The following is a 10,863-nucleotide window of genomic DNA, read 5'->3' as shown; positions in this document are numbered from 1 at the left end:
GATCAGCTCCCCTCGGTCGTACCGGACATGTTCTTGATCGCCCGCGGGGAGACGACGTGGCGCCAGACCACGACGTCGTCCACGCGGCCCTCGAGGTGGTGGAACGGCGCGCCGGCGGTCGTGTCGGCCGCGCCGAGCACGAGTGGGCCGGCGGCGTTCCACGGGCGGTCCGGGCCGGGGCCGCTCGCGACCTCGGCGCCGTTCACGAACAGACGGATCGTCTTGGCGCGCAGGTCGAAGCTGCCGACCAGGAAGGTCCAGGCGCCGGCAGTCGGCGCGGATCCGCCGCGGACCCAGCGGCCGGTGACGTCGCTGACGTCCTCGCTCGCCATCCCGAACTCGAACTGCTGCAGGGTCGTGTTGAACCGCAGGCGGAACGCGGTGTTGTTCGCACCGGACGCCGATACGACGGTCTGATCGGTGTCGAGCGCGTCGAGCCGGACCCAGGCCGCGACCGTGAAGGACTCATCGGTGGCGACGACCGGCGTATTGGTTGCCGCGCTGGTCGTGCCGGTCAGTTCGAGGGCGCTGTCGGGGTTGTCCCACCAGCCGTCGTTGTAGCGCGGGGTCCCGGCGAAGGTGAGATCGCGGTTGTTCGGCGTCTCGTCGAGGCCGTTCTCCTCCAGGGCCCACCAGGACGCGACCTCGGCGGGTGGCGAGGCTTTGACCGACGTCACCGGTTTGCTGCCGCGCCACACCTGGATGTCGTGCAGCATGCCGGTGAAGTAGTCCTGCGTGCCCTTGGCGCAGCCGACGGTCAACGGCGCTTGGGTTCGGCCGGGGATGCCGCGGGTCCAGTTCTCGCCGCGGCTGCCGTTGACGCTGACGATCCAGCGGCCGGCGCCCTCGTACTGGAACTCGACGTACTGCCAGTCGGCCTTGGGCGGTGTGTACGAACCAGCGCTGCGGGGCGCCATACCGCCGGCTGCCGGCTCGACCTCCCACCGGCCCTCGGCGGTGATCAGCAGGGTGAAGCCGCCGTCCTGGGCGAACAGCACCTGGCGACCGCCCTTCACCTGGGTCGGTTTCACCCAGGCCCCGAAGCCGAACGGCGCGTCGGACGGCGCGATCGGCGTACCGGTCGTCGCACAGGACCGGCCGTCGAGGACGAGCGCGCCGTCGGGGCGACCGAACGGGTCGAAGCTCTGCTGTGCGGACTCGGGCAGCGTCAGGTCGCGGCCGAAGCCGCTGCTGTCGGAGCCGTCGCCGCGGAGGTCCCAATGGGCGATCTCGCCGGACGGAAGCTCGGCGCCGGCCTTGATCGCGGCCGGGGTCAGCAGGCCCTGCCAGACGCCGACGTTCTCCACGGCGCCGGTGAGCGCGTGCGAGGCGCCGCCGGCTGACGTCGGGAGGCAGCCGAGGCTGAAGAAGCCGGTCGCGTTCCACGGAGTGAAGTTGACCGCGAGCTCACCGGCCAGGACGCCGTTGAGGTAGATCCGGGACAGACCGGCGTCCGGGTCGTAGGTCGCGACGATGCGCAGCCACTCGCCGTACGGGACGGGGTTGGCCACCGTGACGCTCTTCCAGCCGTAGGTGTCACCGGGAGAGTCGACGAGGGAGAACGACCAGCGGTTGTCGGCGCCGTTGTGCTGGATCTGGTACATCGAGTGTTTGAGATTGCCCTGGGCAAGGACTTTGGTGTAGCCGTTCGGGGCGTCCAGGCGGACCGAGAGCGCGACGCTGAACGCGGCGTCCGTCCGGATCGCGGTCGGCGCCTGGAGGCAGTCGTTGCCGTCGAAGGCCGCCGCGACGTTGCCGTTGGCATCGGTGGTGAAGGTCGGCGCGCCGGTCAGCACGGTCAGGTCCTTGCCGTGGCCGGTGTCGTCGGCGAGGTCGCCGCCGAGCCGCCAGGCGGCCATCGGCGTCGCCGGGATGAGCCGGCCGGCGAAGAAGGTGAAGACCTTACGGCCGGAGATGTTGCCGGCGGCATCGACCGCGCGGAGGTAGAGGACGTGCCGGCCGGCGGTGACCGCCGTCCGCTTGATCGTCGCCGTCCCGGTCGAGGCGAGCCGCTGGTCGTAGGTGTCGGTGTTCCACGAGTACTCGAACCGGGCCAGGCCGGAGCGGGAGCCGTTGACGATCGGGTCCGTCGCGGCTACGGCCAGGCTGACGGTCGAGCCTTCGGTGACGGCGCCGGTCGGCCCCGTGACCGTCGGGACCGTCGGCGTGGTGGCGTCGACCTTGAAGTAGCAGTAGCTCGTGTAGCCCGAGTTCACCGCGTCGGTCTGTTGCGAGTCACTCCGCGCCTGCCACTTGTAGGCGCCGTCGGGGAGTGCGGTCGTCGACTTCTTGGCGGACGTCGTGTTCGCGGCCAGCGGGTCCGGCGTCCGGTACCAGTAGTAGTTGGTCTCCTCGGCGACCTTGCGGACGCGGAAGCGGAGGTAGACCGGCTCGGACTCCGAGGACCGCGCGCGGGCGGAGAAGGTCGGGTACCGCTCGGTGACCCAGGGCGAACCGGACTCGGTCGGGTCGCAGCCGGCGCCGTCGACCGTCAGGCGATCGGGGTGCGGCGGGTAGATGTAATAGGTGACGTGCAGCTGGACGGACGAGGTCTTGATCCGGCGCCACGCGTCCCGCGAGCCCTCGTCGGACGAACGCAGTCCGAAGCTGATCGCGTCGTAGTTGTGGTCGGCGGCGGACTGGACGCGTTTGCGGACGTTCGCGCCGTCGAACTCGACCCACTCGTCGGACTTGCCGGAGCAGCCGGTCGTGTTGGACGACGGGACCGACTTGGTTTGGAGCGGATCGCCGTACAGCCAGTCGACGCCGTTCCAGGAGGTGCCGTTGGAGATCTCGGCGGTGCGCCACAGCTGGAGGTTCTGCGCAGCGCAGCCGCCGGTGTGGGTCTGCAGCAGGTTGACGCTCGCGGAGGCGATGTGTTTGCCGTTCAGCTTGCCGATGTCGACTTTGATCGCCGAGCGCCAGAGGCCGCAGCCGTCACCGCAGTTGCTCCAGGTGTCGCGGCCGACCCGCATCCCGCCGTCCCGCGGCCAGCTGGTGTCGCCGGTCCAGCCCTGGGTGGGGCGGCCCTGGAAGACGTTCGCCCAGGCCTTGCGGGTCGAGGTGAACGGCGGGTCGATGTACAGCGGGAACTTCAGGTTCTTGGCCTTCAGCATCGCGGTGTCGGGGACCAAGGTGAGCCCGGTGGCGGTTCGGCGTACGTCGACGTCCGCCATCTGTTGGGCGTCCCACATCAGGCCTTGGCCGGCTTCGAACACGACGTCGCCGTCCGCGTCCAGTACGTCGAGGCGACCGGACTCGGCGTCCTCGGCAACCGTCAGCCCGACCGTCGTGATCCCGACCCGGATCGTGGCCAGTTCTGGGTTCTGCGCGGCCTCCGCCGTCTTCACCACGAGCGCCCACGAGAACCCGACCGCTTCCGCCTGAACCGTCAGGTCGACATCAGGCAACACATTCGGGTACGTCGCCACGGCGCCGGCGAGCACCGGCTCCGGTAGCTCCCCCTTCGGCCAAGTCAGCGACAGCACCCCGCCGTCCGGATCAGTAGCCGTCACGAACGGCCCCGCGCCCGCGCCCCCAACCTCAACCCCGATCACCGTCGCCTTGGCCCGGGCCGACCCGTCGTCCCGCCCCACCAACGTCGGATCGATCCCAACCCAGCCCCCGCCCGCATCCCTGACCCGATACGGCTCCACCGCGATCTTGGTCTCCAACAACCCGGCCGGCGTAGCAAACGCCTCCCGGTCGTTCCCCCTGAGCCCCACCACCTCAACCGGCACCCCACAAGCCAGCGCCAGCCGATAGGCCTCGAACTCCCCCTCAGCCCCCTTCACCCCCGCCGGACACTCAACCCGCGGCACCTCCCCATCAGGCGGTTCCACGGTCGCCCACCCGGGCGCGCCCGCTCCCACCACCAACCCCACGACCAGCACTCCGACAACCCAAACCCGCCGCCAACCCCACACAGGCCGCTCCCAACACCCGGACTCCCCACGGCAACCACCGCAGCCCGTTCACGCTAAACACGCACCCCGCTCCGCCCCTTAACCCAACCTTGAGCGGGCGTCGCCAACGACATGAGGTACCCGCCTGCGGTGGGGGTTTCCGCGGTCGGCCGAGGCGTGGGTGGAGCCCGCGGAGACGACTACCTCATGTCCTTACCGACGGGATGCCGGCGGCTTTGAGGAGGAGGTCGCGGACGGCGGTGGCGCGGATGGGGCCTTCGGGGGCCAGGTTGGGGTCGGTGCTGAGGAAGACGGGGCCGTCTTCGGGGTCGGCGGGGAGGCGGCCGTGGGAGCCGCGGACGGGGGCGGGGTCGAGGGGGACTACTTGCATGGCGTAGCGGAAGCCGAGCTTCTTGCGGAGCAGGTAGGAGGCGGCGCGGGGTTTGACCAGGGGATCGTTGGGGTCGAAGAAGAGTTCAGCGGGGTCGTAGCCGGGTTTGCGGTGAATCTCGACGCTGCGGGCAAAGTCGGGGGCGCGGGCGTCGTCGAGCCAGTAGTAGTAGGTGAACCAGGCGTCGGGGTCGGCGACGGCGACGAGTTCGCCGGCGCGTTCGTGGTCGAGGCCGTGGGCTTTCTTGCCTTCGGCATCCAACAGTTCGGCGACGCCGGGGAGACCGGCCAGCAGTTTGGCGACCGGTTCGAGGTCGGCCGGGTCCTGCACGTAGACGTGCGCGATCTGGTGGTCGGCGACGGCGAACGCGCGGGAGGCCCAGGGATCGAGGTACTCCATCCCGTCCTGGGTGTAGACCTCCAGCAGGCCTTCACGGCGGAGCAGGCGGTTGATGTCGACCGGACGGCTGACGTCGGTGATGCCGTACTCGGAGAGCACGACGACGGTCGCGCCGCGGGCCTCGGCGTCGTCCAGGAGCGGCGCGAGGACGCCGTCCAGCTCGATCGCGGCCCGGGTGGCCTGGACGGACGACGCGCCGTACCGCTGCAGGTCGTAGTCGAGGTGCGGGATGTAGGTGAGCAGCAGGTCGGGGTTGTCCTCGGCAAGGATCTGCCGGGAGGCGTCCACGATCCATTGGCTCGACCTGATACTTGCCGTCGGCCCCCAATAGGTGAACAACGGGAAGTCGCCGAGTTTGCCGGTCAGCCGGTCGTGCAGCTCGACCGGACGGGTGTAACAGTCCGGCGCCTTGCGGCCGTCGGCGTAGTAGATCGGCCGCGGGGTGACGAGCAGGTCGGTCTCCGCGCCCATCGCGTACCACCAGCAGACGTTGGCGACCTTGTACGCCGGGTTGGACCGCCGAGCGACGTCCCACAGCTTCTCACCCTGGACGAGCCGGTTGTGCTGCCGCCACAGGAAGACCTCGCCGAGATCGCGGAAGTACCAGCCGTTCCCGACGATCCCGTGCTCACTGGGCAACGTGCCGGTCAGGAAGGTCGCCTGCGCCGAACACGTCACGGCCGGCAACACCGTCCCCAGCTCCCTGCTCAACGGCAACGACCGCAACCGCGGCATCTTGCGCAGCAGACGCGGGGTCAGTCCGACGACGTCGATGACGACTACTTGGCGGCTCACTTGACTTCCTCCAGTCCAAGAGCGGTGATGCGGTCCCGCAACCAGGCCAGCTCGCCGGCGATCCCTTCGGCCAGCTCCTGGGTGTCCCGCGGGGACGACGGGAGCACCGACCAGGTGTAGGTCTCCGACTCCAAATGCAGTGTGCGCGGATGCTCGCCGCCGACCAGCCGGGTCAGCGAGTCACCCAGCACATCCGTCGTACTGCTCAACGGCGGCCGCGGCGCGGCGTGCACCGGCACATGGAAATGCACCCGCCACGGCGCCGCCCCCGACAACTCGGCCACCGCGTCCAAGTTGTCGATCGCGCCGCCGCCCAGCTCCCGCGTCTGATGTAAGAACTTCGGCTCGGCGAACTCGTCCAACAGCCGCCGCGCCTCCACGTCACCGGGGTCCGTGACGTGCAGCGCCGCCGACACCTGACTCTTCACGATCGGCACCCCGGCTCGCTCGAGGACGCCGAACGCCGTACCCGGCTCCTCGAACTGAACAGCCAGGTGACACGTGTCCAGACACAATCCGATCCGCCCGGCCGCGCCGTACGGCGCCAACCACTCGGCCCCCTGCGGCACGACCTCGATCACACACCCCGGCTCCGGCTCGAACGCGACCCGGATCCGCCGTCCGGTCGTCTCCTCGGTCCGGGCCAGATGCATCTCCAGCCGGCTGATCGCCGCCCGCGCCCGCGTGTCCTGCTCGGCGGACCACGGCTCCCGCCAGCCCAGCGGCAGTGTCGAGATCGACCCGTACGCCGCGTCCTCCGGCAGCAACTGCGCCAGCACGTCGACCAGATCGCGGGTGTAGTGCAGCCGCTCGGGATGCGTCCAGTCCGGCAGGTAGACCTTCTTCCCGACCACCTCGTCGTGGAACCCGGCGTACGGGAAGCCGTTCAGCGTGACGACCTCGAGGCCGTTGCGGTCCAGCGCCTGGCGGAGCCGGTGCAGGGCGTCGGGGGAGTTGGCCAGCTGGTTGGCGAGCCGGTACGCGAGCCACAGGCCGACGCCGAGCACCGGGACGTCCAGCTCCTTGCGGACCAGCGCCGAACACCCGTCGAGCTGAGCGATCACGCCGTCCAGATCCTCGGCCGGGTGGACGTTGGTGCAGTACGCCAAGTGGACGAGCGAGCCGTCGGGATGGCGGAACCTCATGCCGGTGCACCTCGCAGGATCGAGTTCCCGGCGTAGGTCTGCGCCGGTTCGGTATCGGTCAGGTCGAGCCGCCCGGACTGGCCGTAGAAGGCGACCGGGTTCCGCCAGAGCACCTGATCGACGTCGTCGTCGGTGAACCCGGCGGCAAGCATCGCCTGGGCGGTCGCGTAGGTGCGCAGCGGGTCGGAGCGGCCCCAGTCGGCGGCGGAGTTGACCAGGATCCGCTCGGTGCCGAACCGCTGCAGGATCGCGACCATCCGATCGGGGTCCATCTTGGTGTCGGGGTAGATCGAGAAGCCCATCCAGCAGCCCGAGTTCGCGACCTCTTCGACGGTCACCTCGTTCAGGTGGTCGACCACGACATGCTCGGCGGGGATGCCGGACTCGCGGACGACGTCGAGCGTCCGCGTCGTCCCGGTCGCCTTGTCCCGGTGCGGCGTGTGCACGAGCGCGGGCAGGCCGAACCGGACCGCGAGCGCCAGCTGCTCGGCGAACACCTCGTCCTCGGCCGGCGTCATCGAGTCGTACCCGACCTCGCCGACCGCGACCACGCCGTCCTTGGCCAGGTACCGCGGCAGCAGGGCGAGCACCTCGCGGCAGCGCGGGTCGTTCGCCTCCTTCGGGTTCAGCGCGATCGTGCAGTGGTGCTTGATCCCGTACTGCGAGGCGCGGAACGGCTCCCAGCCGATCAGCGAGTCGAAGTAGTCGACGAACGACGCGGCGCTGGTCCGCGGCTGGCCGAGCCAGAAGGCCGGTTCGACGACCGCCCGGACGCCGTGCGCGGCCATCGCCGCGTAGTCGTCGGTGGTCCGGGACGTCATGTGGATGTGCGGGTCGAAGATGCGCATCGGTCGAGTCACCTCTCGTCAGGACTGCTGAGGTACGGCGTCAGATCGGCGGGTACGGCGCGGCCCGCGGCCCTCCTCTCCGCCGCGAAATCGGACATCATCCGGAGCAGCTCGGCGTCCGCCCGGTCCGGCAGGCCGTCGACCTCGGCCAGCGGGATTCCGGAGAAGACGCATTTCAGGACCGCCTGCCGGAAAGTTGCGATCGGCAACTTCGCGGTGGCGTACGCCGATCCGAGCGCGGCCGTGATCAGCCGCGGATCGTTGGTGCGGATCGCGTCGTCGAGGAGGCCGACACCGTGTGCGCTCATGGTGTCGGCGACCTCGTCCAGCGCGAGGGCCTTGAGGACGGCGCGTTTCTCCGCGGCGTCGCCGTACCGGTACAGCTCGGTGATCTCGGCGGCGCTCGCGGTGGACAACAACACGGCCCGGGCGGCTTCGTCGGCGGTCCAGCCGTTCCCGAGCAGCTCCCGCCCGACGATCCGGCCGACCGCCGGGAACACCTCCGCGAGCGGGCGGTCGCGGAGCTCGGCCACATCGACGGTCAGCTCGGCGGCCTTCATTGCTGAGCCTTTCGGAGGAAGTCGATCGAGTCGCGGGCGACGGCCGGGGCGGCGTGCGAGTGCCGGGGGAGCTCGACGGCGACCAGGCCGGTGTACCCGATCTCGCGGAGCGCCTCGAAGACCGGCGGGAAGTCGACCTCTCCGGTACCGAACTCGAGGTGCTCATGTACGCCTGGGCGCATGTCGTCGATCTGCACGTTCACCAGATACGGCGCGCCGGTGCGGATGCAGTCGGGCGGGGACTGCGGCTCGTTGCAGACGAGGTGCCCGATGTCGAGGGTGAGGCCCAGGGCGTCACTGCCCACCTCGGCCTGCAGCTTCAGGTAGCCGGCCAGGTCGTCGACGAGCATGCCGGGCTCGGGCTCGAACCCCAGCCGGACGCCGCGATCGGCGGCGTAGCTCGCGATCTTGGCGCACCCCGCGACCAGCCGCTGCCAGCCGACCGTCGGTTCGACGTCCGGGGGGAGCGTCCCGGACCAGAACGAGACGGCGTCCGCGCCGAGGTCGGCCGAGATCTGGATCGCCCGCTGCAGCAGGTCGACGCGTAGCTCCGCGCCGTCCGTGTGCAGCAGCGTCGGCTCGTGTTTGCGGAACGGATCGAGCACGTACCGCCCACCCGTTTCGATCACCACACTCAACCCGTACCGCTCCAGCAACCGCCCGACCTCGGCCGTGCGCTCCCGCAACCCACTGCCGAACGGATCCAGGTGATTGTGGTCGACCGTCAACGCGACCCCGTCGTACCCCAGGTCGGCGATCACGGCCAGCGCGTCGGCCAGCCGATGATTGGCGAACCCGTTCGTCCCGTAACCCAGCCTCATGTCGACGACACCTTCTTCGCCAGCGCCTTCACCAGCGGCAACGCAAGCACCAGCCCAGCCCCCAACCGCGGCGCCCCACCCCGAGCAATCCAAGCCGCCTGCAAGGGCACCAGCCCATGAATCCCAGCCCCCACCGCCCGCCGCACATTAGCCGCCTCCGGCGCCCGAGCAGCCGCCGTCTGAGCCGGCCCCACCGCCCGAGCAAACCACCCGGCAAGCGCTGCCGTGATCACCTGCCTGCCGACGTGCGCGGAGGCAATCCGCGACGGGCGGGCGGTGGTGAGAGTCAGGGCGGTGGTGGCGGCTAGTGAGGCGCGGGCTGGGGTGGGGGTGCTGCCGTGGACTTCGCCTCGGGAGAGGGTGGTTACGCCGAGGATGTGGGCGCCTACGGCTAGGGCGGGGGCGAGGGCTCGGCGGCGGGTGGGGCCGGCGCCGACGAGGACGTCGAGGGCTCGGGCGGAGGCCATGACGGCGGGGCCGGCGATGGTGTTCTTGGCGTAGACGTCGTAGGTCCAGGCGGTGGCGGCGAGGGCGGTCGAGGTGGCGAGGGTTGATTTGCCGCCGCTGAGCGCGGAGAGGGCGAGGCCGCCGGCGGTCAGGCCGGCGGCGAGGTTGAAAGCCGTGCCGGCCGGCACGCGGCCCGAGGGGATCGGCCGCTCGGGCCGCTCGACCGCGTCGAGCTCGCGGTCGGCCCAGTCGTTCAGCGCCATCCCGGCCCAGTAGATACAGATGGACGACGCCGACAACCCGACCGCCCGGCCGACCCGGAGATCACCGGCGGCGACCGCGCCCGCGAGCACATCACCAGGCACCGTCAACGCAGCCGGCGCCCGCACCAGCTCCACGAGCGCCCTCAGCACGCCTGGACCCACTTCACCAGCTCGTCGTACTGGACGGTCAACGAGTGCTCGGTCGAGTCGACGGGGTCTTTGAAGTAGAAGCCGAGGAAGGGCATCGAACCGACGTGACCGCGCTGGAGCGCGAGGGCCGACAGCCGGGCCAGGTCCAGCACGAGCGGCGCCGCGAGGGCGGAGTCACAGCCCTGCCAGGTGAACTGCAACGTCATGCGGACGCCGAGGAAACCGGAGAAGAGCACGTGGTCCCAGGCGGTCTTCCAGTCGCCGAGCGGGTCGACGTAATCGATGTGGACCTGACCGGCGACGTCCGGCCCGAGGAGGTCGGACAGGCCGCGCTCCTTGGAGACGTTCTTGGACTCGGCCGCGCGCGGATCGGCGAGGGTCGCGCCGTCGCCGCCGCCGAGCAGGTTGGTCCCCGACCAGGCGTGCACGGGCAGCGAGCGGGCAGTGAACATCGGCGCGAGGACGGTCTTCACCAGCGTCTCGCCGGTCTTCGCATCCTGCCCGCCGAACGGCAGCCCGCGCTCGACGGCCCATTCGCGGATCACCGGCGGCCGGATCGACGTCGACGGGGTGAAGTCGATGAAGGACGCCCCCGCCTCGAAGGCCGCCAGCGCGGCCGCACAGCTCGCGGGTAACGGCGTCCCGGCGTCCAGCGCGGCCCGCAGCTCGGGCAGCTCGGTGAACCCGACCTCGGCCGGCGGCTCCGTCGACGCGACGTTGATCGCGACGACGTGATCGAGGTCGTTGCGCAACCGGAACGCGCGCAGGTCCTCGGCCATCCGCCGGATCGCCTCGGCCTGGGTGGCTGCGACCGGGAGGACCACCAGGTTCCGCTCGGCCGCGGCCAGTTCCGCGGTGATCAGGGCATTCAGCCCGGCCGGGAGCACCCCGCCGGCGATCAGCCGCTCGACTTGTTTGGCGAGCGGAGTGTCGATCACGTCGTGACCGCCGAAGACCAGGCTCTCGATCGGGGCCAGGCCCGCGCCGGCGAACGCCGGCTGAGCCGTGACGACCCCGGCCGGTGGCGCGCCGTGCGCCAGCGCCGCGGCGCCGGCCACGGTCGTGGTCGCGACCGATCCGCGTGCTCCGAACAACCAGACACCAACACGTGGACGCATGGAAGCTCCTCACGCCACGGA

The 10,863-nt window shown here is 70.5% G+C and carries 8 protein-coding genes; all 8 read right to left on the bottom strand.

Annotation, left to right across the window (positions count from 1 at the left end; genetic code table 11):
- Positions 1 to 2: 2 nt before the first annotated feature.
- Positions 3 to 3,794, bottom strand: a complete 3,792-nt coding sequence (locus HPO96_RS39535) for a LamG-like jellyroll fold domain-containing protein (protein WP_171671934.1) — start codon at positions 3,792 to 3,794, stop codon at positions 3 to 5.
- Between the two features lie 316 nt (positions 3,795 to 4,110).
- Positions 4,111 to 5,490 (bottom strand): alkaline phosphatase family protein, encoded by a 1,380-nt coding sequence (locus HPO96_RS06825; protein WP_171671932.1) that lies wholly within the window; start codon positions 5,488 to 5,490, stop codon positions 4,111 to 4,113.
- A complete protein-coding gene (eboE, locus tag HPO96_RS06820) occupies positions 5,487 to 6,635 on the bottom strand; it encodes a metabolite traffic protein EboE (RefSeq protein WP_171671931.1) in 1,149 nt (382 codons plus the stop codon). Before eboE ends, HPO96_RS06825 begins: the two co-directional genes overlap by 4 nt.
- Positions 6,632 to 7,483 carry a TatD family hydrolase gene (locus HPO96_RS06815; protein WP_171671929.1) on the bottom strand — a complete coding sequence of 284 codons (852 nt, stop codon included), beginning with the start codon at positions 7,481 to 7,483 and terminating at the stop codon, positions 6,632 to 6,634. The genes eboE and HPO96_RS06815 overlap by 4 nt, the downstream gene beginning before the upstream one ends.
- Positions 7,484 to 7,491: 8 nt before the next feature.
- On the bottom strand, positions 7,492 to 8,043 hold the full coding sequence (locus HPO96_RS06810) for an EboA domain-containing protein (protein WP_171671927.1): 552 nt from the start codon (positions 8,041 to 8,043) through the stop codon (positions 7,492 to 7,494).
- Entirely contained in the window at positions 8,040 to 8,864 is an 825-nt protein-coding gene (locus tag HPO96_RS06805; RefSeq protein ID WP_171671926.1) for a sugar phosphate isomerase/epimerase family protein, read from the bottom strand. The genes HPO96_RS06810 and HPO96_RS06805 overlap by 4 nt, the downstream gene beginning before the upstream one ends.
- Positions 8,861 to 9,724 (bottom strand): SCO3242 family prenyltransferase, encoded by an 864-nt coding sequence (locus HPO96_RS06800; RefSeq protein WP_337796525.1) that lies wholly within the window; start codon positions 9,722 to 9,724, stop codon positions 8,861 to 8,863. Before HPO96_RS06800 ends, HPO96_RS06805 begins: the two co-directional genes overlap by 4 nt.
- Positions 9,718 to 10,842 carry an inositol-3-phosphate synthase gene (locus HPO96_RS06795; RefSeq protein WP_171671924.1) on the bottom strand — a complete coding sequence of 375 codons (1,125 nt, stop codon included), beginning with the start codon at positions 10,840 to 10,842 and terminating at the stop codon, positions 9,718 to 9,720. The genes HPO96_RS06800 and HPO96_RS06795 overlap by 7 nt, the downstream gene beginning before the upstream one ends.
- Positions 10,843 to 10,863: the final 21 nt, after the last annotated feature.

The sequence above is a fragment of the Kribbella sandramycini genome, from assembly GCF_013131805.1.
Lineage (GTDB): Bacteria > Actinomycetota > Actinomycetes > Propionibacteriales > Kribbellaceae > Kribbella > Kribbella sandramycini.
This window is presented reverse-complemented; position numbering and strand designations above follow the sequence as displayed.